18 protein-coding genes and 1 riboswitch are annotated in these 24,520 nt (G+C 37.4%); of the genes, 11 read left to right on the top strand and 7 right to left on the bottom strand.

All coding sequences use genetic code 11. The features are described 5' to 3' along the window. Position 1: 1 nt before the first annotated feature. From ACFQU5_RS19650 to ACFQU5_RS19640, 3 genes are all read right to left on the bottom strand, one after another. Positions 2 to 508 (bottom strand): TRAP transporter small permease, encoded by a 507-nt coding sequence (locus ACFQU5_RS19650; protein WP_390291843.1) that lies wholly within the window; start codon positions 506 to 508, stop codon positions 2 to 4. Positions 509 to 570: 62 nt separating this feature from the next. Beyond that, positions 571 to 1,611: a DctP family TRAP transporter solute-binding subunit gene (locus ACFQU5_RS19645; protein ID WP_390291841.1), complete on the bottom strand. Its 1,041-nt coding sequence runs from the start codon at positions 1,609 to 1,611 to the stop codon at positions 571 to 573. After that, positions 1,608 to 2,795 carry an iron-containing alcohol dehydrogenase gene (locus tag ACFQU5_RS19640; protein ID WP_390291839.1) on the bottom strand — a complete coding sequence of 396 codons (1,188 nt, stop codon included), beginning with the start codon at positions 2,793 to 2,795 and terminating at the stop codon, positions 1,608 to 1,610. The genes ACFQU5_RS19645 and ACFQU5_RS19640 overlap by 4 nt, the downstream gene beginning before the upstream one ends. 751 nt (positions 2,796 to 3,546) lie before the next feature. Between ACFQU5_RS19640 and gucD the strand changes: the two genes are divergently transcribed. The 9 genes from gucD (at position 3,547) to ACFQU5_RS19595 (ending at position 14,827) form a co-directional block, all read left to right on the top strand. Continuing rightward, positions 3,547 to 5,016 carry an alpha-ketoglutaric semialdehyde dehydrogenase GucD gene (gene gucD, locus ACFQU5_RS19635; protein ID WP_390291837.1) on the top strand — a complete coding sequence of 490 codons (1,470 nt, stop codon included), beginning with the start codon at positions 3,547 to 3,549 and terminating at the stop codon, positions 5,014 to 5,016. A 47-nt stretch (positions 5,017 to 5,063) separates the two neighbouring features. Next, entirely contained in the window at positions 5,064 to 6,011 is a 948-nt protein-coding gene (locus ACFQU5_RS19630; protein WP_390291835.1) for a U32 family peptidase, read from the top strand. Between the two features lie 70 nt (positions 6,012 to 6,081). After that, the gene (locus ACFQU5_RS19625) at positions 6,082 to 7,479 is read left to right on the top strand and encodes an FAD-binding oxidoreductase (protein WP_390291833.1); all 1,398 of its coding nucleotides are present in this window, start codon (positions 6,082 to 6,084) and stop codon (positions 7,477 to 7,479) included. 636 nt (positions 7,480 to 8,115) lie between these two features. Continuing rightward, complete coding sequence (locus tag ACFQU5_RS19620) at positions 8,116 to 9,768, top strand: helix-turn-helix domain-containing protein (RefSeq protein ID WP_390291831.1); 1,653 nt, start codon at positions 8,116 to 8,118, stop codon at positions 9,766 to 9,768. An 82-nt stretch (positions 9,769 to 9,850) separates the two neighbouring features. After that, positions 9,851 to 11,302, top strand: coding sequence for an aldehyde dehydrogenase family protein (locus ACFQU5_RS19615; protein WP_390291829.1), 1,452 nt, complete (start codon positions 9,851 to 9,853; stop codon positions 11,300 to 11,302). Positions 11,303 to 11,316: 14 nt separating this feature from the next. Continuing rightward, the gene (locus ACFQU5_RS19610; RefSeq protein WP_390291827.1) at positions 11,317 to 12,213 is read left to right on the top strand and encodes an NAD(P)-dependent oxidoreductase; all 897 of its coding nucleotides are present in this window, start codon (positions 11,317 to 11,319) and stop codon (positions 12,211 to 12,213) included. Positions 12,214 to 12,247: 34 nt separating this feature from the next. Further along, positions 12,248 to 13,441, top strand: coding sequence for a M20 family metallopeptidase (locus tag ACFQU5_RS19605; RefSeq protein WP_390291825.1), 1,194 nt, complete (start codon positions 12,248 to 12,250; stop codon positions 13,439 to 13,441). 36 nt (positions 13,442 to 13,477) lie between these two features. Then, positions 13,478 to 14,368: a DUF3100 domain-containing protein gene (locus ACFQU5_RS19600; protein WP_390291824.1), complete on the top strand. Its 891-nt coding sequence runs from the start codon at positions 13,478 to 13,480 to the stop codon at positions 14,366 to 14,368. Positions 14,369 to 14,371: 3 nt separating this feature from the next. Then, the gene (locus ACFQU5_RS19595; protein ID WP_390291823.1) at positions 14,372 to 14,827 is read left to right on the top strand and encodes a hypothetical protein; all 456 of its coding nucleotides are present in this window, start codon (positions 14,372 to 14,374) and stop codon (positions 14,825 to 14,827) included. Between the two features lie 396 nt (positions 14,828 to 15,223). Here ACFQU5_RS19595 and ACFQU5_RS19590 read toward each other — a convergent pair whose 3' ends face one another. Both ACFQU5_RS19590 and ACFQU5_RS19585 read right to left on the bottom strand, forming a co-directional pair. Then, positions 15,224 to 16,579, bottom strand: coding sequence for a M20/M25/M40 family metallo-hydrolase (locus tag ACFQU5_RS19590; RefSeq protein WP_390291822.1), 1,356 nt, complete (start codon positions 16,577 to 16,579; stop codon positions 15,224 to 15,226). 18 nt (positions 16,580 to 16,597) lie between these two features. Continuing rightward, a complete protein-coding gene (locus ACFQU5_RS19585; protein WP_390291820.1) occupies positions 16,598 to 18,136 on the bottom strand; it encodes an AbgT family transporter in 1,539 nt (512 codons plus the stop codon). A gap of 599 nt (positions 18,137 to 18,735) precedes the next feature. Continuing rightward, a riboswitch (cyclic di-GMP riboswitch) is annotated at positions 18,736 to 18,817 on the top strand. A gap of 250 nt (positions 18,818 to 19,067) precedes the next feature. Between ACFQU5_RS19585 and ACFQU5_RS19580 the strand changes: the two genes are divergently transcribed. Both ACFQU5_RS19580 and ACFQU5_RS19575 read left to right on the top strand, forming a co-directional pair. Further along, positions 19,068 to 20,570: a sensor domain-containing diguanylate cyclase gene (locus tag ACFQU5_RS19580; RefSeq protein ID WP_390291818.1), complete on the top strand. Its 1,503-nt coding sequence runs from the start codon at positions 19,068 to 19,070 to the stop codon at positions 20,568 to 20,570. A gap of 677 nt (positions 20,571 to 21,247) precedes the next feature. Then, a complete protein-coding gene (locus tag ACFQU5_RS19575) occupies positions 21,248 to 22,657 on the top strand; it encodes an OmpA family protein (RefSeq protein WP_390291816.1) in 1,410 nt (469 codons plus the stop codon). A gap of 69 nt (positions 22,658 to 22,726) precedes the next feature. Here ACFQU5_RS19575 and bioB read toward each other — a convergent pair whose 3' ends face one another. Together bioB and ACFQU5_RS19565 are read right to left on the bottom strand one after the other, a co-directional pair. After that, positions 22,727 to 23,722 (bottom strand): biotin synthase BioB, encoded by a 996-nt coding sequence (gene bioB, locus ACFQU5_RS19570; protein WP_390291814.1) that lies wholly within the window; start codon positions 23,720 to 23,722, stop codon positions 22,727 to 22,729. A 3-nt stretch (positions 23,723 to 23,725) separates the two neighbouring features. Further along, positions 23,726 to 24,280, bottom strand: coding sequence for a biotin transporter BioY (locus tag ACFQU5_RS19565; RefSeq protein ID WP_486395364.1), 555 nt, complete (start codon positions 24,278 to 24,280; stop codon positions 23,726 to 23,728). Between the last annotated feature and the right edge of the window lie 240 nt (positions 24,281 to 24,520).

Below are 24,520 nucleotides of genomic sequence, written 5' to 3'. Positions count from 1 at the left end.
CCTAATCTACAAAAATCTCTGGTTTTTCAACTTGTTCTGACTTAATAATGTCAGATATAAACAGCAATACATACCTAACAAACATAAATATTGTTCCAACTAATACAGCAAGATACACAATATGCATTGGCATGTGTAAAGCTGGAGATAATTGTCCTTTTTCTATTAAACTGTTAATAAACGGAATACCAATTACTATTAGAACTACACAATAAATCATCGATAAAATATAACTGATCGCTCTTAAAATACGATTGGCTTTCTCAGGTAAATAGACAACCAAAATATCTAATGTAATATGTGCACCTTTTTTTACCCCTAAACTAGCTGCGATAAATGTAGCCCAAATCATTAAATATCTTGAAGCCTCTTCTCCCCAAGTAATTGGTGAACCAAATAAATAACGGAATATAAAGTTGGCAAATACAATCAATAACATTGATAAGAGCGTGATAAATACAAAATTCTCCTCTAAGAAGTCCATTATTTTATCAATTTTTTTCAACATTCTATCAACACCTTTCTTAAAACCTACCAAGAAGGCTTGGTAGGTTTTAATTGTTTATAAAATTATTTATTTGCCTCTAACTTCTCCATTAATAAATCATATATGTCAGCACCTACGACATCACGATAGCTTTCTACTACAGGCATAGCCAGTTCACGGAAAGCATTGTATTGTTCATCTGTAAGTTCCGTGATTTCAACACCGTATTCTTCCATCACTTTTCTTCCTTTTTCTTCTTGCTCTTGGTTCATTTCACGTTCCATTACAGCCCATTTATCAGCTTCTTCTTCCAAAATCTGTTGTAAATCTGCAGGCAGGGAAGTATATACATCATCATTAATAACAAACCCGTAAACTCCGTATACATGACTTGTTAATGTAAGATATTTTGTTACTTCATAAAACTTCATCCCAACAATTAGAGAAAATGGATTTTCGTACCCATCAATTACTCCTTGTTGAAGACTGCTGTATAACTCATTGAAAGCGATAGGTGTTGGGCCACCACCAAATGCTTTAATCATATCCATATGCGCTTGATTTTCCTGGGTACGAATCTTCAATCCATCTACATCAGCTGGAGTCTCGATTTTTTTGATATTATTCGCCATATGACGGACACCATTTTCACCCCAAGCAAGCCCACGCATACCCGTCTCGGATAACAAGTTTTCAAATAACTTATCACCAAATTCACCATCCAACACTCCAAATGCTTCTTCGCCATTTTTAAATAAATATGGTAAATCTAATAGCATCATAGATTGCGAAAATCCTGAAAAAGGACCAGTCGAAATTACAGCCATTTCAATTGAACCATTTTGTACACCTTCCAAAGTTTCCCTTTCAGCACCTAATTGACTATTAGGATAAGTCTCAATGATAATGCGACCATCCGATCTTTCTTCTATCGATTTTTTAAATTCTTGAAGTGAATTCTCTAAACGATCATCAGTGGCAGCAGATGAATGCGCTACCTTTAATGTATAAACTTTCTCATCTCCACCAGCACTAGTTGTGACAGTAGCATTTGATGAGTCATCACCACATGCGGCAAGTATAATGACTGTTAAAGTCAATAATAGGAATTTTAGTAATCTCATTTGCTAACCTCCATTAATTTCAAGTTTCCATAATATGAATCTTCAATAATCTTTTTAACATCCGCAGCATTTGTTATTCTTGGATTTACTTTGATATTTCCGCTACGTAAAGAATCTTTAATAAGCGTATCAATCGAATCCAACTGAACACCTAATTCTTTTGTTGTCCTAGGAATCTCCAATTGTGTATTTAACTCGACTATTCGTTCAATCACCTTGTATGCGTTTTCATTTTTTGATAATTGTTCATCATATACATTCATCGCTTTAGCAATATCGCAATACTTATCTACTGCAGCTAATAAGTTAAACTCTAGAACGTATGGCAATAAAACTGCATTTGCAAATCCATGTGGTATATCAAAGATTCCACCGAAAGATTGAGAAATTGCATGTACATTCCCTAAACGTGTTTGGGAAAAGCATAGACCAGCCAACATAGACGCCTCTAATAAATTCGTGCGACTTTCTAAATCGTTACCTCGTATATATGCATTTAAGATGTTGTCATTTATTAGTTTGATAGCATTTAATGCCATCTCCGATACGACACCATTATTTTGCTTAGATAAATAAGATTCAATAGCATGTGTTAAAGCATCTATACCTGTTGAACTTGTAATCGATTTTGGACATTCTAAAGTAAGCATTGGATCCACAATTGCATATGTCGGGAAGATCTTCTCGCTTATTACAGCTGCTTTAAATAAAGATGCTTCGTCAGTAACAATTGTAGAAGCTGTTACTTCGCTACCTGTACCAGCAGTTGTCGGAATAGCAATGGTTTCGACAGGTTGATTTGGTATTTTTCCAACTCCTTCGTAATCCAAAATATCTCCAGGATTACGTAGCATTACTGCGATCGCTTTTGCAGTATCTATGCTGCTTCCTCCACCAACAGCAATGATGAAATCTATTTTGTTGGCAGTAGCAAAATCTACCCCTTTTTTAATAGTTGCAGATTTAGGATTAGGCTCCACCTCGGAAAAGACTTGATATCCAAATCCCTTCGATTCCAGAATGTTAGTAATCTTTTTAAGTAACCCCGCTGCAATAATCCCTTTATCTGTAACAATCAAAAAGTTCCTTTCACTATATAAACTAAGTATTCGACTTAGCTCATCAAGTGAATTTTGCCCGAAAACTATCCTCGTAGGCATATAAAAGTTATAAATATTATTCATCCAACATCCCCCTTATATGTCCAATATACTGAACCGATGGCAATATAGTGAACTTAAGAAGAATATAGCATTACATAAATATCTAAATCAACACAATTCTTAATTTTCTAAAAATTATTGTTAAATAATGTATATCGGAATAATAATTACGTTAGTTTTGGCTTTGTTTGTTTAAGGCTCGAAACTAAAGTAATTCTTGAAAATCTAATGCTTTACAGGAAGTGATTGGACGCATTGCAATCCAAATAAGCCTAAATTAAACATTATTTTAATCCGAAAAAAAGCTGCCACTTTTAATCGACATGAGAAAAATGGCCTCCTATCCCCAAAAATTATAGATATCGCCCAATGTGAATAGTATTCTGAATTTTTTAAATAGTGTATTGAAATCGTTACCAATACTTGATACATTAAATTTACGGTTTAATTAGCTAAACCTAGTTCGATATATTGAACCTTAAATTAAGTAGCAGTTATTACCGAGGTAAAAATATTGAGTTCCAGCTATCGAAAGTACGAACAAAGAAGGCGGCCATGGGTTTTTCACTATGTTGTAACACCGATAACTTTGAACATCAGATTATTGGCGGAGTAGTTTTTCGATGCCAGCAAACAGTTGTATTGTGAAATTTGAAGTGGCCAAAGACGAGATTCTGAACTTGGTATCCAGGTTATCTAAATTAGCAGGAAATCCAGAAAGCATATTCGGGAAAAGGCCGAATAAAAAAAGAAAAACAAAGGAGGATGTAAAATGGTTTCAATTACTTCTAAAGTTGCAACATTCAAGAACTATATTAATAACGAGTGGGTGGAATCCAGCTCTACAAAATTATTAGACAGCATCAGTCCGATGAATAAGAACGAAGTGGTAGGAAGGGTTCAAAGTTCAACACTAGAAGACATCGAAAAGGCGGTTCAAGCAGCCCACAAGGCACAAGAAAATTGGCGAAAAATCGGACAACATGCACGTGGTCAACTCCTCTTCAAAGTTGCAAACATCCTTGAATCAAGAATTGAAGATATCGCAGAAACAATGACTCGTGAAATGGGTAAGACACTTCCTGAGGCAAAAGGGGAGACAGCTCGTGGAGTAGCGATACTTCGCTATTACGCAGGCGAAGGTATGAGAAAAAATGGAGATGTGATCCCTTCTTCGGATAGTGAAGCACTCATGATTACAAAACGTGTACCAGTCGGTGTGGTTGGCATCGTTACGCCTTGGAACTTCCCGGTGGCAATTCCGATTTGGAAACTGGCACCTGCTCTCGTTTACGGAAATACAGTTGTCTTCAAGCCTGCAACAGAAGCGGCAGTTACAGCTGCGAAGGTTATCGAGTGCTTTTGTGAAGCCGGTTTACCCGAAGGTGTTTTGAACTTTATCACAGGTTCTGGATCAATCATTGGGCAAGGTATCATCGCTCATCCTCAAGTGAATGCGATTACATTTACAGGTTCTGAAACAATAGGTAAAGGTGTTTTAAAATCGGCTGCCGAACGAGGCATCAAGTCACAAGTTGAAATGGGTGGGAAAAACCCAGTCATCGTTGCAAAAGATGCAGATCTTGATAAATCAGTGGAAGCTGTCATCAGTGGGGCATTCCGCTCTACCGGTCAAAAGTGCACAGCAACAAGCAAGGTTATAGTTGAAGCCGATATCTATGAGACATTCAAGGAAAAGCTTGTTCAGGAAACTGAAAAAATCACAGTCGGTAACGGATTGAATGATGGAATTTGGATGGGTCCGTGTGCAAGTGAAAGTCAATTTAATACAGTTAAGAGCTATATCGAAATTGGAAAAGAAGAAGGAGCACAGCTCATTACAGGGGGAGAAGTTCTTCACGGCGAAGAGTATGATAATGGATTCTACATTACTCCGGCGATTTTTGAAAACGTCAAGTTGGATATGCGGATTGCCCAAGAGGAAATTTTCGGCCCGGTCATCACACTCATCAAAGTTGCAGATATTCAAGAGGCTATTCAAGCTGCAAATGATACAAAATACGGTCTTAGCGCATCGATCTTTACTTCTAATATTGCTTCATTCCTCAAGTTCTCAGACGAAATTGAGGCTGGATTAGTTCGAGTAAATGCAGAAAGTGCTGGTGTGGAACTTCAGGCACCATTCGGTGGTATGAAAGGCTCGAGTTCAGGTTCGCGTGAACAGGGTGAAGCAGCTCAAGAGTTTTATACAGAAATCAAGACAATCTTTATTAAGGGCTAAATTAATCAAAAGATGTATACAAATTTGATGGGAAAGTAGGGATTTAGATGAAAGAAACGCGTAATTTTCTTGAAAGCTTAGGATTTCCGTCGACTGACTTAAAAGACCTTCCAACTTCTACTAAACGTTTTCCAGATGGTGCACAGTACCGAATTGAACTTCCAAGCACAGAAGGACCTGTAGCATTAAAGGAGACGTTAGACGAACTCGACCGCCTTGGCATCCAGGTTCATAGAATTTCCCAAGGCAGTGGCATCATGCTGCAAACGGATGATGAAATCCGTGAAATGTGCGAGTTGTCTGCTGAACGAGGTATTGAGTTAAGCTTATTTGTTGGTCCCCGTGGAACTTGGGACATTAGTGCTCAAAACTTCACTTCAGGTGGGAAATTTATAGGAAACCGTCACGAAGGGGCTGACCAACTTGTCTATGCAATGGAAGATTTAAAACGAGGGGCCAAACTTGGTCTTCGGGGAGCACTTGTCGCAGATGAGGGACTTCTTTATCTGACGAAAGAAATGAAAAAAGCTGGTCAACTTCCAGCAGATTTTGTGGTAAAAGCGTCGGTTCAAATGGGGGCTGCAAACCCTGTCTCGATTAAGATTATGCAAGACTTAGGTGCTGATACTTATAACGTTCCGACTGCACTTACACTTTCAAAATTGGCTGCGATTCGCCAATCAATCGATATTCCAATCGATCTTTATGTAGAAGTACCGGATAACTTAGGTGGATTCCTTCGTTACTATGAAATTCCAGAAATTATCCGTGTGCTTGCACCGGTTTATATTAAATTTGGTCTTCGTAATCATATGGATGTCTACCCTTCAGGTCAGCATCTGGAAGATTTAAACGTCAACCTGGTGAAAGAACGTGTAAGACGAGCAGCAATCGGCATCCAGATGATCGAGCGTTACTATCCGGAGGCCACAACATCTGAATTAGGTGCCAAAGGGCTTGGCATTGCGAAGGTTACGTTACCGACTGAAATTTAATTATCTTGTATGGATACGAGCGGTTTGAAAGTTGTATATAAAATCGCATAGTAATAGGTGGAGGAGTTAAATGAATAAAGTAAAAGGTGGCTTAAAATCTATGAATGTGGTAGAAAGATTAAAAGAAATCTTACCGGAGAATCGAATTACCACGAATGAGACGGTTCTGCTAAATCATAGCCACGATGAATCCCTTCATCCATCTAGTCTTCCGGATGTGGTCGTGTTCCCTCAAGTGAAAGAAGAGGTAGTTGAAATTTTACGTTTTGCTAATGAACATAAAATTCCCGTTGTGCCCTATGGTGCTGGATCAGGATTGGAAGGTCAAACGATTCCAATCTGTGGTGGTATTACGATTAATTTTCAAGAAATGAACAAAATCATAGATATCAATCCAAGTGATTTATTGGTAGTAGTACAACCTGGTATAACAAGGCTCCAGTTAAACGCTGAATTAGGAAAGCATGGATTGTTTTTCCCTGTTGACCCAGGAGCAGATGCTACTTTAGGTGGGATGGCATCGACAAATGCGAGCGGGACAACGACTGTTCGATATGGTGCCATGAAGGATAATGTTCGTGACCTTGAAGTTGTATTAGCTGATGGGAGTGTCATTCATACGGGCAGTAAAGCGAAAAAATCTTCATCCGGCTATCGATTGACTGAGCTTTTCGTAGGATCGGAAGGGACTTTGGGTGCTTTCACTGAACTCACATTGCAGCTGTATGGAATCCCGGAAGTCACTGTTGCAGGACGAGCGGTTTTTTCATCCTTGCAAAATGCAGTTCAAGCTGCAACTTCTCTACTTCAAGTTGGGGTTCCAATTGCTAGAATGGAACTGGTTGAAGCAATTACCATTAAAGATATGAATAAAAGTGCAGGAACAAATTATACAGAAGATACGACGTTATTTTTGGAATTTCACGGTTCCAAGGGTAATGTTGATGGCGATCTGGAAGTCACAAAAGAATTATTTACTGGCTTTGGCTGCTATCAATTTGATATCGAAAAAGATTCGATTGGAAGAAAGAAACTTTGGGAAGTAAGGCATAATCACTTATATATTTTGAAACATGCCAATCCCGGGAAGAAAGTGTTGAATACGGACGTTTGTGTTCCGTTATCGGCTTTAGTAGAGGCCATTGAATTTAGCCGTAAGTGTATTGAAGAAAGTGGACTTGATGGCAGTATCATAGGCCATATAGGAGACGGCAACTTCCATGCTGGTATCGTTCTAGACGCAAATAATCTAGATGAAGTAGAAAAAGTGGATTATGTAAACGAACAAATCGTGAAATTTGCTTTATCTGTCGGGGGAACTTGTACTGGAGAGCATGGGGTAGGGTTAGGGAAAATGAAGTATCAACAGGACCAGCATGGTAAAGCGTTGGATGTCATGAAATCGATTAAAGAAGTGCTTGATCCGAATAACATTTTAAACCCAGGTAAAATTTTTAGATTAGATTAAATGATTCAGATGGTAGGGTTACTGCGAAGTTGTAGACATTAGGTGATTTCTGAACGCTAAAAGGAGTAATGAGTATGAATTGCCCAACCAAACATAAGTTGAAATCGAAGAGTCGGGAATAAGAAAAATTGCAAATCTTGCTTTTGAAATACCGGTTGTTGTAACTTATCTTTGGCAGCAATGGAAGCTTTAAAACATGGTACTCAGCATGAAGAGGCTGTGGAGATGAAAACTGAATACATCAATAGAAGGAATTATGTATTTAAAAGACTTGTAGATCTGGACTTAGAAGTTGTCTAGGGTGCTTTTTATATTTTTCCTCTATCAAGGGTGATATTGTTGGTGTTATCTATTGATATACTGTGATTGAAAGAGAGCTGTAATGGCTCTCTTTTTATTTGGACAATTTGATATAGAAAGAGTAATTGTATAGATCGGAGAAGAAAAAGAAGCGCTGTAGCTCTAGGCGTATTCAAATTTTTAAGTAAGCTTTTTAAGTTGTTCAATTAATTACACAACAATCTTACAATTAAAATCACTCACTTATTAGAAGATTCATTCTATTGTGTTAAAATAATAATAACTCTATATTTTATCGAAAATGGCCTAGTAGACAACTATCAGAAGGTAATCGGGGTGATTTCTATAATTATTAGTCAGGAGAATGATTACTCTTTTCTCACACTCTCTAAAGCAAAAAAATTGCTAGAAATTAATAAGATGTTAACGCAGTCCTTACAATTAGAAGAAGTACTAAAAAGTTTAATCACTGCTGCCAGTGAGTTGGTTACAGTGACAGATACATTTATGATCTATTTGTATGATGAATCAACAGCAAAGCTTAAATTGTCAGAGGCCATCGGGGTAGAGATTGAGCCATTAAAGAAAATGGTACTTTCTCCGGGCGAATCGATTACGGGGAAAGTGTTTTTAGAAAAAAAGGCCAAGTTATTTAAATCGGAACAAGAGATCGATCTTTATATGAGCAATATGTCGGAAGGAAACTATCAATGTTATTTTGAGGGGGTCCGTCGGAAAAAGATAAAAAGCGCATTTTGTGTACCGATTATCTATCAGGATACCTGTCTTGGAGTCCTTATGGTTGATAACTTTAGTCAGGATGGCGTCTTTTCCCGTGCAGATTTAGAGGTCATTCAAATCATTGCCGATCAGAGTGCCATTGCACTTGAACACTCTCGGGTTTATCATAACTTGCTGCAAAAGAATAAAATGTTATCCAACACGATTTCAATTCATAAAAAGTTTTATCAATACATCATAGAGGGAGAAGGGATTGGTCGTATTCTTCAATTATTGGAAAGTTTAATCGGCTCTCAAGTCGTTCATCACGAAACCAATAGTTATCGCCAGAATAGCAATTATTATCCGATTGTGCGTGGACATGAAATTCTAGGTGTTTTAGAGCTGGCGCGACCATTTGAAACTTTCCCTGAATTTGAACAATTAATTATTGAACATGCCTGTTCTGCCATCGCACTTGAGTTGACGAAAGATAGTGCATTGCTTGAACAAGAATTTCAATTACGACATGAAATCTTTAATCAGCTTTTAAATGGTCTAACTAACTATGATTTAAAGAGGATTCTGCATTATTTACAGTGGAATGAAGTAAACAATCTTCAATGTATTATCATTGAGGGTTCGGTCAAAACATTATGGGATCAAAATAAATTGAAAGATAAACAGTGGCTCTTACTTTCATTTGAAAATATGCTTAAAAATATTTGTGTGAATAGCTTTATTGTCACGAATACCTTTCAACTGATTGTCGTTCTTCCGGATATGAAAGAATATCAGCTGCAGCAATTCATTAATGGGATAGAGGCTGTTACGGGGAAAGACAAAGAAATTCTCATTGGTATTGGAAGGAAAACAAGTATACTGCAATTTTCCATTTCTTATAATGAAGCGATACAGTCCATTAATTATGCAAAAGTGACGAAGACATCCCGTATTGTAGAGTATGCTAAACTCGGTATGGAAAGGCTTTTTCATGAGATTGAACCACAAAGAAAAGAGATTTTCATTCAGGATAAGATTGGAAAGCTATTAAAAACAGACCTCGTATTAGTAGAAACGTTACTATGTTTCATAAATAATAATAAAAACCATAAAGGTACTGCTAACGAGTTACATATTCATGGGAATACCCTGTATTACCGACTAAAGAAAATTGAAGAAATTTTGCAGATTGATTTGAATAATGAAAAAGAGTGGGTGGATATCGTTATCGCTACTCAATTATATGTGGCAAGTCACAAAGAGTAATTTATATTTTTGTGACTTGCCACATTTATTTTTATAATTTTGAATATTAAAATTATTTAAAAAGTTGTGAGGTGATATTTGAATGACCGAAACTTATTTTAATTACATTGATGGTGAATGGGTACAAGCAATATCAGGTGAGCTGTATACAAGCATTAATCCTGCCAATAAAGATAGTATACTAGGTTATTTTCAAAAATCCGACCAAAGAGATATAGAAGTAGCGATAGAAGCTGCTGAGAAAGCTTTTAAAACATGGTCGAAAATGGCAGTACCCGAGCGCGGTGAAGTATTGTTCAAACTCATTAACTTATTGGAAGAACAAAAGGAAGAACTCGCTGCGATCATTACAAAAGAAGTAGGAAAGACATATAAAAATTCTTTGGGTGAAGTTCAGAAAACAATCGAAGCGATGAAACAATTTAGCGGTGAAGCAACACGTTTAACGGGTGAAACCATTCCGTCAAATGATCCGGAAATTTTTGGCTATACAGTGAGAGAACCTTTAGGTGTTGTTGGTGTCATCGCACCTTACAATTTTCCGCTTGGTATAGGTATCTGGAAGATAGCACCAGCAATTGTTGCAGGAAATACAGTAGTTTTTAAACCGGCTAGTAATACGTCGCTAATCAGTATAAAAATTATAGAGCTGTTTGAAAAAGCAGGTGTACCTAAAGGTGTCATAAATATGGTAACAGGACCGGGTGGGGTAATAGGACAGGCAATTGGTAATCAGCCAAAGATTAAGGCTGTTTCATTTACCGGTTCAACAGAAGTAGGCTTGGCATTGGGAAGGGCTGTAACAAATCGTGGAGGTAAAATACAAGCGGAAATGGGTGGAAAGAATGCATCCATCGTACTTGAGGATGCAGATTTGGATGAAACAATTAAAAATATAGTCATTAGCGGCTTTTTTGATAATGGACAACGTTGTACCGGAACAAGTAGATTAATTGTCCCAAGAGCTATTTCAAAAGAGGTGATTACTAGATTAGTAGAGGCTGCGGAATCATTAACCATTGGAGATGGCTTTGATGAAAATGCCGATAATGGGCCGATTATAGATGAAAATCAATTGAATTTGTATTTAGAGCATATCCAGGTTTCCATTCAAGATGGTGCTGTGCTCGAATGTGGTGGGAAAAGATTGGTGGATAATGGCAGGGATAAAGGTTATTTCTTGGCACCGACTGTTTTTAGTAATGTTAATTCAGAAATGAGAATATTCCGGGAAGAAATTTTTGCACCGGTGATTGCCGTTATTGAAGTAGATTCCTATGAAGAAGCGCTGGATGTAGCAAATGATAGTGAATTTGGCTTATCTTCTACCATCTATACAAAGGATTTAGCGAAGGCCATGCACTTTGTTAAACATATAGAAACAGGTGTTACACATGTGAATATTCCTTCGAACTATTTTGAAAATCAATATCCATTTGGAGGAAAAAAAGCTTCGAGTCTAGGACCACGTGAACAGGGCTCCACAGCATTAGAATTCTGGACCGAATATAAGACGGTTTACATTAAGGTATAGATGGGGGGCATTGCATGGAATCGGTTGGAGTCATTGGATGCGGACTAATGGGAAGTGGAATAGCCAAAAATCTATTGAAAAATAATTACGAAGTTACTATCTACGACATTAATGACGATGCAGTGAGAAATTTAGTAAATCAAGGAGCAATTGCAGCCTCAAATCCTGAAGAATTAGCGAGTCAGGTTGATTATCTTATTTTATCGTTAACATCCCCTGAGTTAGTTAAACAGCTTGTCCTAGACGAGGATAGGGGAGTTCTTTACCGAATGAACCAAGACAAATTTATTCTCGACATGAGCACAAATGATGTAAATCTCACAAGACATATACATGAAGTTGCTCAAACCAGGGGTGTTGAATTTTACGACTGTCCTTTAAGTGGTGGACCAGATGGTGCGAATAATGGAACGCTTACCATCATGATTGGGGGAAATGAAGAGAGATTTAAGGAAATTCTTCCCGTCCTGCAATCAATAGGAAAACATATTGAATATCTAGGTGAGAGTGGTGCGGGTCAAACAGTAAAGCTTTGTCACAACATGGTGGTTGCCGGCGTTATTTCCCTACTGAGTGAAGCATTTTTAACAGGCGAAAAAGCAGGAGTTCCGAAAGAAAAGCTTGCCTCGATTTTTCAAAAAGGTAGTGGACAAACTCGAGCTATGGATGTTTTTGGTGTAAATATACTGGATCAGTCATTTGGAAATGTGAAATTTTCGTTAGCCAATATGACTAAAGATATTCACTTATACCGAAATCTTGCGGAGGATCATCAAGTTTCTACTTTCGTCAGTGATATGACTCATCAGCTTTTTACTTTAGGCAGAAACAAAGGAAAAGGGAATTTGGATTCATCTGCCGTCTATGAAGTGCTAGCAGAACTGATGGAGAAAGAAATAATTAATTCATGAATAAATCTATTTAATATAAAAGGAGGAAAATTGTATGCAAAAATTGTTTGATGGATTAGATCAGGTTTATGAGGAAATTGTGGAGATACGCCGTCACCTGCACCAGTATCCGGAATTGTCATTTAAAGAGGTGAAAACAGCAGAATATATTGCTGATTTCCACAAAAAGTTAGGGCATGAAACGCGAACAGGAGTTGGCGGGAATGGTGTTGTTGCTTATTTAAAGGGTGATCAGCCAGGCCCTACAGTTGCATTACGTGCAGATTTTGATGCGCTGCCGATTGTTGAACAAACGGACGTACCTTATAAGTCTAAAAACGATGGTGTGATGCATGCATGTGGTCATGACGGACATACGGCAACTCTATTAGGCTTGGCAAAAGCATTAAATAAAATGAAGTCAGAGCTCTCTGGAACCGTAGTATTTCTTCATCAACATGCAGAAGAATTACCTCCAGGCGGTGCCATTTCCATGATTGAGGATGGCTGTTTAGATGGTGTCGATGTTATTTTTGGTACACACTTGCAGGCAGAAGCGCCATTAGGCGAAATTGGTTATCGCGTGGGCTCCCTTCAAGCAGCACCGGATATGTTTACTATTCGCATACAAGGGCGTGGGGGTCATGGAGCCTATCCACAGCAAACGATTGATAGCATAGCGGTCGGCAGTCAACTCATTAACAGTTTAAACCAAATTGTCAGCCGTAAAATCGATCCATTAGATGCTGCCGTGTTATCCGTTACCTCCTTTGTAGCAGCAAATCCATATAATGTTATTGCAGACCATGCAGAAATGCTTGGAACGGTTAGGACTTTTAAAGAAGAGACTCGTGCATTTATGGAAGAAGAGATGGAGAGAGTCGTTAAAGGCGTATGTGAAACAGCTGGAGCAGGCTATGAATTCAACTATACCCGCGGTTATCCAACACTTGTTAACCATAAGGAAGAGACGGAGTTCGTAGCAGAAATAGCGAAGAAAATCCCAGGAGTAACAGCAGTAAAAGAAACAGAACCTGTTATGGGTGGGGAAGATTACTCTTATTATTTACAACAGGTAAAAGGAACTTTCTTCTTTACAGGTGCAAGAAACCCTGAGTGGGAAGTATCCTATCCACACCATCATCCGAAATTCGATATTGATGAGAGAGCATTATTAATTGCAGCCAAAATTCTTGGACAAGCAACTTTGGAATATATGCAAGTCCATGCAAAAGAGGTACAAGTATAGGAAGCATTCGAATTCTCATATAAAGGAGCAATGTCTATGGAGGGAAAAGCATTTGGTTTATGGAAAGATTGGCGTCTGCATCTTATCGTATTAGCAATCGTTATTGTTACAGAATTGATTGGACAGCATAGTATATCCGTCGGTATGGGTATTATTTTATTACTTCCTATGCTTTATGCAGTAATCATTGGCATTGCCATTTATTTTACTCCGGTTGTTACCAAAAAACAGTCGGAAAATGCTGAAACACTAGTTTATATTACACTCACTCTATTAATTGCAAAGTTTGGCCTTCAAGCAGGACCCGCTTTACCTCAATTGATTTCAGCGGGGCCAGCTTTGATCCTCCAGGAAATCGGAAACTTAGGTACCATTTTCCTAGCGCTTCCTGTTGCAATTTTATTGGGATTAAAAAGAGAAAGTATTGGTATGACTCACTCCATTGGTCGAGAAGGGAATCTAGCCTTAATTACTGACAAATTTGGACTTTCTTCTCCAGAAGGACGTGGCGTCATGTCCATGTATATTTTCGGTACTGTATTTGGATCTATCTTTATAGGATTAGCTTCTGGTTTCTTGGCTACTACACTCCCGCTTCACCCCTATTCATTTGCTATGGCTACTGGAGTTGGAAGTGGAAGTATGACAGCTGCTTCACTGGGACCACTAGTTGCTGCATTCCCGGATATGGCTGATACGATTACAGCTTTTTCAGGGGCTAGTAACCTATTAACATCTGTTACTGGGTTATATGCAAGTATCTTTATAGGGTTACCATTAACAGAAAAAATGTATAAAGTATTAACGAAACGAAGAGATAAAAAAAGTGGCAAAGCTGTAATGGTTTCAAATCTTGATACGGAATCAAACATTGAAGTGTTAACAGAGAAAGATAATGATGATTCAAAAACAAGGGTGGTGAAATAATCTATGCTAAAAAATATTCAAGAATGGATTATCTTGTTTATCATTGTCTCTTTTATGGTGATCATCGGAAACTGGATTGGTTATGAGGTCATGCCACTTGAGTCAATTCCAGGAATTCTGACTTTGGCGGCCATAAGTTTGGTTGGATTAATCCTTCATAGACTGAATCCGTACAAAAAAATCCCGAGTATTGCCTATATTGGAATATTAGCATTTCTCATTACAATTCCAGGCGTGCCTGGGTCTGAACAAATTGTCGAGTGGACAGCCAAAGTCAATCTATTAGCCATTGCAACACCGATTTTGGCTTATGCGGGTATCTCAATAGGTCGTTCATGGACTGATTTTGCTAAATTAGGATGGAAAACGATTATTGTAGGGATGTTCGTAATATTAGGTACATTCCTGGGTTCAGCAGTAATAGCAGAGATTATTTTACGTATGCAGGGAATTATTTAATAGTTATTTATATCATGGTGTTCTTATAAGCTATATAGAATGGAAGCAGTTGAAAAATCGGGATAACTGATATTTCAACTGGTTTTTTGTTTAAACAGAAAAAATATCAAATAAAATCGTTCGATTTAATGAATCGGCTTAATGTTTCTTCATAGAGGAGCTAGATTGATCAAATCAAATCAAATCAAATCGAATAAAATCAAATTAAAGGAAATGCAAAAAACGTTTGGGTAGTGATTGTAATCAATCCGAAATAATAAAAAAGTGCAAATTCAGTATATTAGAATTTGCACTTCTTTACTTGTGAAGTCTATTGATTTTATCTGCGGAAGTAGTGGTCAGGTCCCGGAAAGATAAAATCGACTGTAATGCTTCACTTATTTAGTTTTTGCTGCTCTAAGCATATTCCCCAAGTTCATGAATAACCTGACAAGTACATTTAATCCCATTGAAAAAGTTGTCTAGTCCAAGATTCTCGTTCGGTGAATGGTTGCCTTGGTCAAAGTTTGCATAGGGCACAACGATGGATGGCAAGTTTAGAATCTTGGTCCATACATAATCAGGCAGGCTTCCTCCCAGGCTTGGTTGTAGCACCGGTTCCATTCCATAACTTGTTCGTACTGCATCTGTTACGACTTTGACTACATCCAGTTCAGCGGGCGTCCTGGATGGTTGCATAGCACCTATACGGGACACTTTCACACCGGGTGAAAATTTATTGACATGGTTACAAACCTTTTCATAAATATCATCAGGGTCCTGATCGACTACGAGGCGTATATCCAGCTTAAGGTTTGCCTTTGCAGGAATGATCGTCTTCGCCCCTTCACCGCCGTATCCGCTGGTAAATCCAGCTATATTGAATGTCGGTTCCATTGTTAGTTTATGATAATAGGTTTCTCCATCCATATCCAGATCATTATATCCGATTTGTTCTGCCACTTGTTCGCGGTTGAAAGGGAGGTTTCGAATCAGTTCTTTTTCTTTTTCCGAAGGTTTCCGGATATTATCATAGAAGCCTTCTATTAAAACTTTTCCATCTCGATCACGCATCGTGTGCATTAAGTCAATTAGTTGCCATGCCGGGTTAGGAACAATGTTTCCTTTGTTGCCCGAATGGTTATCCCAATCTGCTCCTTGGGCTGTCAATTCCAAATAGAGCATTCCTCTTACGCCAAGCAACACAAACGGTGCTCCGGAAGAGTGCATAGGTCCATCAGATGTATAGACAAGGTCGGCTTTCAATAAATCCCGATTGGTTTCAACGAAGGAAGCTAGATTTCTGCTGCCAACTTCTTCTTCTCCTTCAATGACCATTTTTATATTAATCGGAAGTTCACCAATGGAATCCAGATATGTTTTAATCGCCAACACTTGCGCCAGGAATTGACCTTTATTGTCTCCTGCGCCTCGACAATAGATTTTATTATCCTTGATTGTTGGTTCAAAAGGAGGTGAATTCCATTCCTCCAGTGGATCTGCGGGCTGAACATCATAATGCCCATAGATTAATAATGTAAAAGCGTCGGGATCCTTCATGATTTCCCCGTAAACAACGGGATGGCCACCTGTGTCAATTAATCTCGTATTATTCAATCCTGCTTCGTCCAGCATCCCTTTTACTAATTGGGCACAATCTTCCATGCCTATATTTTCGGCACTTATACTCTTCTGTCTAAGCAAGGTAAATAATTGCTCCAAGTACTCATCTCTTCTGTCTGCCAAGATACTATTCAATTTTGAACTATTCATCATAACCCCCACTTTCAATTATTTTAAATACATATCTACCCCTGGTCCGACTGGAATTCCAAATAGGCCAAAGATGCATATCATGATGATCCAAACAAATAAGAATGCGATGGTATAAGGGAATATTAAAGAAATATGCGTCCCTAGCCCGGCCTTTTTATCATATTTGGTAATAAATACGAGCATGATCGCCACAAACGGATTAAGTGGCGTAATCATATTTGTTGCCGAATCCGCAACCCGGTAGGCCACTTGTATAAATGCCGGATGGAAATCTAATAGCATCAGCATAGGTACGAAGACTGGTGCCAGGACTGACCATAAAGCAGTACCGCTTGTAATAAAGAGACTTAATACAGCCGTTAATAATACAAATAGAATAATAACCGGGAAACCAGTGAAATTAATGGATTTAAGCAGTTCTGATCCGTCCACGGAAATCCATATTGCCAAATTACTCCATTGAATATAAGCAATAAACTGTGCAATGGCGAATGCCAATACAATGAAGGTACTCATATCCTTGATTCCATCAACCATAAAATTCGTTACATCACTTGAATTCTTGATTTTCTTGACGGATACACCATATGTAATCCCTATCGTTAAGAAGAAGAATAGAAGAAACATCGTGATTCCATCCAAAAACGGTGAGGGAATGAATCCACCAGTTTCATTTCTTAAAGGACTATTTGGGATAAATAAACATATAGCAACAAAACCAATATATATTAATGCTGAAATCACTGTATTTCTTAAGGCTTTTGTTTCTAACGGCCCAACTGCTGTTATTGCTTCTTCTTGCCCGCTTCCTTTATAAGCGCCCAACTTTGGCTCAATGATCCGTTCAGTAACGAATGCACCCGTAATCGTAAGTACGAAAACAGATATACTCATAAAAATCCAGTTATCAATAGGGGTTACCACAATGTCACTACTGATGGTTTTTGCAGCATCCGTCGAGATTCCCGAAATAAGTGCATCAAAATCCGTAATTAAAATATTGGCAGTAAAACCAGCACCGACACCCGCAATCCCTGCAGCCATTCCTGCCAAAGGATGCCTTCCAACAGCAAGGAAAACCATTGCCGCTAAAGGAGGAACTACAACATACGCTCCATTTGATGCAATATTGCCAAGGATTCCGATAAACAACACGGCATATGTAATAATAGCTTTTGGAGCACCCAAGATGGTTTTCTTTATGGCAGCTTCAAATAAACCAATTTTTTGGCATAGGCCAATCCCCAACATTAATGCAAGGACGACTCCCAGCGGGTTAAAGCTAACAAAATTATCTATCGCTGATCCTAATATAAATGCTAACCCTTCAGTAGAGATTAAACTTTTGACGAATATTTCTTCTCCTGTTCCTGGATGTATAACAGAAACTCCGAAGGCATGTACCAGCCAAGAAACCAAAATACACAATAGAGCTAAACAGATAAACAAAACAAATGGATTGGGAAGACGATTTCCCAATCGCTCAATTCCATTAAGAAATCGAATAAACCCTTTTGGCTTTTCTAATTGAATTTTTGCCGATGGTTCTAGCAAGTCAATCACTCCTTTTATAATTTTTGAGAATAAGTTCGATAGAAAAAAGTGTATACAGTCGACAGTTGATAAGACAGAATTTGGCTTATTGTTATGAAAACAAATGGTTGTATCTAAATCTGGTAATATTGTTTTTTGCCTTCTCAAAATCTATCAACAAAAAACTTGTCAACCTATCTTCCGTTATGTATTTCCATCATTTTTCTAGATGACACTAAAGGAATTATATGTAACCTTAGGTAATCTTCCGTTGAACTCGGTTATAAACTCCCGATTTAGCAGTCTAGGCAGAATAAATTAAGTAGTTTTACAACATTTAATTTAAGGAACTAAGACTCTAAATGGTCTTATTTAATATACTTAAAAATCTGAAAATTGTAAATATTATTCAGAAAAAAAGAGTAAGAGGAATCGTCTCTTTCTCCTTAAGCCATTCTATGCTTATCGTCCTTCTCTTCATGCGAGTCTTTAATTCTCAGCACATCCTCATAAAATAGAAAGTACATCAAATCTAATAATTATTGCGAGTAAATATATCTCTTCTCGGCTGTTTACGATATGGTATATTAATATTAAATTAATAATAATTTCATACTATAATTTTATGGGGGCAAACTACTTGAAAAAGTAGGACGCAAAACTATAGGGGCTAAGTCATTGATATGCCAGCCAGTTGCGAATGTATTTTGTCTTTTCGGGCGCCCTATACACGTATAGGGTTTTTTAGCGTTTATCTAAGCGGTTCCAAAATAGGATATAACGTTTTCGATCATTAATCGAATGTTTGTTATAAAAAATACAAATACTAGTGATGGCTTATGTGCATTTATTTTATATGTTCAAGTAAAGTTGTAAATAGAAATGACAAGACTAACTACATTATAGGAGTGTGATGTGAAAGTCACATTATCAGATAAGTGAGGGAAACAGATTGAAACTAAAATTAATGACCATTCTTGTAGTTGGTTTTTCAATGGCTCTTTTTATCTCACTGCTCTTATCATATTTAACTCCGATGCTGTTAGAAGAGGCGACTGAGCTTGATCGTATTGATACATTAGAAGATGTGAAGAGAGTAAATAACAATATACTTTCGAATGTGGATGTTTTGGGAATCATGACTCGTGATTGGGCGGTTTGGGATGATACCTATAATTATATGATCTATAAAAACGAAAAGTATCTTCAGCGGAATCTTGATAAAATCACATTAGAAAATAATCAGGTAGATTTCTATGTGTTCATCGATAATCAAAAACAATTAGTCTTACAGTTAGGGTATAGCTTGGAGGAAAAGAAACCAACTGAATTAGAATCAGACTTTTATAAAACATTCTTGCCACTTTTAACTAACCAGGATAGAGTTAGCGAAACACGTCTAGTTAGTACGGCTAATGGCTTAGCCATGACTTCGCTTGAAACAATTTATCAAAGTAACGGAGAAGGTCCATCAGTTGGGACATTAATAATGGGTCGACTAATCAATGATTACAGCATAAAAGAAATGTCCGATGAACTTTCGTTAAATCTTTCTCTTAAACCTATTGAAGTAAACAAAGTTGAACAACAATTCAATGTTGAAAATATTAGTGAAACTTTATTAACAGGTTCATTACTATTAAGTGATTACTCTAAAGACTCTGTCTATCAGATAAGTTTTGATCATAAACGAAATTTTTATTTAGAGGAAAAAAAGACTGTACGCCAAATTACCATCTATTTAGTTGCTGCAAGTTTATTTTTCATAATACTTGTCATTTTTCTTCTAAATCGCTTCATACTCAGTCGGGTAGGCAATCTCTCGTGGCAATTAAATCAGATTCAGGAGAATAAGGATATTAAAGCGAGGGTTACACAAAGTAAATACTTTAAGGATGAATTGTTTATTCTTGAGAGTTCAATTAATCAAATGCTTTCTTCATTAGAAGAAAAACATAATGAGACAAGTCATTTAGCCTATTATGATCAACTGACGCTGCTTCCAAATCGTTATTTATTTTTTACGGAATTCAGTAGGAGAACCCAACATAATAAAGGTGAATTAGCCATTCTATTCCTTGATTTAGATGGTTTTAAACAAGTAAATGACGTTTACGGGCATGAGATAGGTGATGCCTTATTGAAAGAAGTTGCTAGAAGAATTCTGCCTATCGTGATGGAATATAATGGTATCGCTGCCAGGTATGGCGGTGATGAATTTATGATATTACTAGAAGATATAACAAGTTCAAATTTGGAAATAATCGCTCAAAAGATTTTATCAGAAGTAAAATCGGGGTTTCATTTTTCTTCCATTAAAACATTTGTTACAGGTACTATTGGAATCAGCCTATACCCTAAAGACGGGGATACACTAGAACTATTGTTAAAGAACTCGGATATAGCTATGTACGAGGCAAAAAGAAAAGGGAAAAACCAATATAAGTTTTTTTAAGAGGCAAGAATCCATCGGAAATAATTATGTTGCATGCTGAGCCATAAGAAGAAATAGGTTCACAACGTAAAACCGATTCAAATAGACCATCACCTTAGTATGGCGGTCTATTCTTTGCAATTAGTTGAAATGGTGTTTAAAGGGTGTCCCAAGAGCTTTGCTTTTGGGGCATCTTTAAATGATGAACAGATAAAATAATGGTGTAATTTGATATCTATGTTTTCTATGGGCAAGCTTGATTCAAATAAGTAAAGGACTTATTTACTTGAATTAACTATCCAAAACGTTGCTTTTCTAGAAGTAACAAGTAACAGTTTCAAGATGACTATTAAAAGGCTAGTTTCCACTGAAATAAGAACGCCTATTAATTTAACCGACCAACACTTTGTTAATGTACTTAAAGTGGACAAAGAGTTTTTTCACAAATGATGTCATTATTGTTGGCGCTAGTATAAAAGTTAGCCAACTTATTACAAAAGTATATGAAAACTAGGTATTAAAAAAAGCATAAGGTTACTGTAGTCGTTACACTGGTATCTGATAAATAGATTCCCCAATAAAATTTATAGGTTGCAATATTCTATAAAAATGATATTTATCCTAGGGCTATGAACTTATTCCAAAATTTACAAAAGTCATTTAACTTATATAAAGAATTGGAATTTTAGGAGGGGACTATGGAGAGGAAAACAACCTGGTTTATACTTATTTTTGTAACACTATTATTCTTAGTTGCCTGTGAGAGTAATGGGGAAACACAGACAAAAGAAGAGAAAAGTAGTGGTATTGTTACAGAACAATTAAATGGAGAACAAAAAGAAGAGTCAGAAAATAAAGTTGATGAAACTAATTCTACTGATATCCAATTAAGTGGAGAAGTAGTAAACGAAAATGGAAAGATTGTAGTCAAAGGGAATAGTAATTTAATGGAAGGTACAATAGTAGAAATTGATTGGCTGGACCGGCCATTTTCAGTTCGAAATCCGATTTGCCTTCTTTGTGATAAAGGTGCAGAAGTCGATCAAAATGGGGATTTTACATTTGAAATCCCGACAGATTTAAAGGACAACGGTTATGTTTTAGTAACAATTGAAGTTGCGCTTGGAGGCTTGGCGCAGACAGATGAGGTTAAGGCTGTTTATGGTGAGTATGGGGAGAACTTTAAAGGACCATTTGTCTATAAATATGAATTGTTGGACGAAGAATACCAAAAAATCTTCGCTTCCCTTCTGGTGTTACCTAGAAGGGAAAAAACTGTATATCCGATTGAAACACCAAAAAGGGAAAAGGTTCCTCAAGATTATGGAAGTACGAATGTATGGGTCGAAACAGAATTAACGAATGATCATCACTATTTCTATGTAAACGGGAAATCCAATTTATTAGAAGGAACAGAGATGGTTGCTTCTTATTTTTCATCTAAAGAGGCTGCTGTCGCGCAAAATTGGGTAAGTTCCAGAGCCAATGTCGTTAGTGATGGGTCGTTTTCATTACAGATTCCATATGACACTATTACAGAAACAGGTACGATGGTTATTACTTCAAAACCTCAAAGTTCGCATTTACTGCAAACAAAAATGAACCAAACTTACGGGGAATCCTTTGAAAAAATGAGTGGTGAGCAGGTAGTTCCAAATGAGGAAGGCGGGAATATGATTGAAATCGTCCTGCATCCGGAACCGCCAATTGTTAACGCTCCGGAAGATACAAGTGTTACCACAGATGGGGAAGAAACAAAAATCCAATTACCTGATGACATTTTATTTGATCATGATCAAAGCGTTTTGAAACCTGATGCCCAAAAAACATTGAATGAGCTGATAACAAACTTAGCATCATTGAAAGAGGATACGGTAATTCAAATTAATGGCCATACGGATAATACAGGTGATGACCAATATAATCTTACGTTATCAGAAAAAAGAGCAAAATCGGTCGAAACGTATATACGACAAAGCGGAAAAGTGGACCATATCAAGATGAGTACAGCAGGTTATGGTGAAACCATGCCGCTTGCATTGAATAATTCTGAAGAAGGCAAAGCAAAAAACCGCCGGGTCGAAATTGTGATTAATCCGAAATACTAATAAAAGTGCAAATTCAGTTTAGTAGAATTTGCACTTTTTTGCTTTTGGAATCTATTAAGTTGATCCTGATTACACTCTGCTAAGTTCTTCCTGTTTCTCTGTCAGTTCAATCTCAAAACCAAGATCCTCTAGCATTCGATAGTCCATGTTTTCTTCTTGGCCAGCAGTTGTCAGGTAATCGCCAACAAAGATACTATTGGCAGCGTATAAGGCGAGGGGTTGTAATGTCCGTAGATTCACTTCGCGACCACCTGCGACTCGAATTTCCTTTGTTGGGTTCATATAGCGGAACAAAGCGAGCACTTTTAAGCAATACCTTGGGTTTAATTCCTTCGTTCCTTCTAGCTTTGTCCCATCTATGGCGTTAAGGAAATTAATTGGAATCGAATCTGCATCAAGCGCTCTTAATGCCCGGGCAATATGAACAACATCTTCCTTCGTTTCTTTCATACCGATGATGGCTCCAGAACAAGGGGAAATCCCGTGTTTCTTGACAATGTCAATTGTATTGATTCGATCATCGTATGTGTGCGTTGTTGTAATATAGTTATGATGACGCTCGGAAGTGTTCACGTTATGATTATAGCGATCGACACCCGCTTGTTTTAACTGTTCTGCCTGCTCTTCCTTCAACAATCCGAGGCAAGCGCAAACTTTTAAACCGTATTTTTCTTTAATTTCAGCAACTGCTTCACTTACTACTTTCACATCTTTTCGGGTTGGTCCGCGTCCACTCGCTACGATACAATATGTGCCGATTTTATTTTCAAACGCACGTTTGGCACCCTCTAGAATCTCCTCTTTTGTAATAAATGGATATTTTTCAATGGGAGCAGTTGATTTGGATGATTGTGAACAGTAACCGCAATCTTCCGGACAATATCCACTTTTTGCATTCATGATCATATTTAACTTCACTTTTTTACCATAGTAATGCTTTCGAATTTGAAAGGCGCCATGAAGCAACGGAAGTAATTCATCGTCATTAATATTTAAAATAGCCAGTGCTTCATGATTGCTTAACTCTTTTCCATTCATAACATCTTGTGCAAGCTGAGTCCACATACGTCAATCCTCCAATTTGGTTGATGTTTTAATAGGTAAAATTTTTAAAATCCCTTGAAGCCGGAAAGCCAGGAAGGCAGCAAAAATCGCTAAAATGATATCTTTTGGAAGTGGTACCAACATCCAGCCCCAGACAAGTTGGTAGGAAAGCTGTGGTGGTGCGTCTGCCCAAAATTTATAGGACAAGTACATCCAATTCGTTCCAGCTAAATAAATAACCAGCATGGATAAAAGTGCGGCTACAATATAGTGCTTTAGGGTTTGGAACGTTTCTACCACTTTCCCGGTTATATAGGCTGCAATGATAAACGTTAAAATAAAACCAAATGTGGGTGATAGAATACTATCGAAGCCCCCACTAAATTTAGCGAAAACGGGTGCCCCTGCTAAGCCAATCAACATGTATACTGTGCATGCAATGGCACCATTCCTACTACCTAACACAAGTCCTGCCAGCACAGCAAAAAATGTCTGTAACGTAATCGGTACTCCACCAACTACAAAGAATGGGGCAAATGATGTAATATTTGCTCCAATCATCATCAATGTAGCGAACATGCCACAATACACTAAATCTACTACGCTTGTTTTTGGTAGTGTCTTTGGTACAGTACTCACTAACACATTCCTCCTTTTTATGTTAACTTAAAAAGTAATTTAGTTAACACAAATTTATCCCAATTCTATTTTCTTGTCAATCTTCCATTTTGTAGGTATAAAAAGCGTGTTAGAAAATTATTAAAAGGGAAATCTGACATGCGGAGAAATAAATAAAAAAGAGTGAATCAGGTGTGTTTG

This window comes from Ureibacillus sp. GCM10028918, from assembly GCF_042666115.1.
Taxonomy (GTDB): domain Bacteria; phylum Bacillota; class Bacilli; order Bacillales_A; family Planococcaceae; genus Ureibacillus.
The sequence above is the reverse complement of the archived record's forward strand: the minus strand, read 5'-3'. Positions and strand labels throughout refer to the sequence as shown.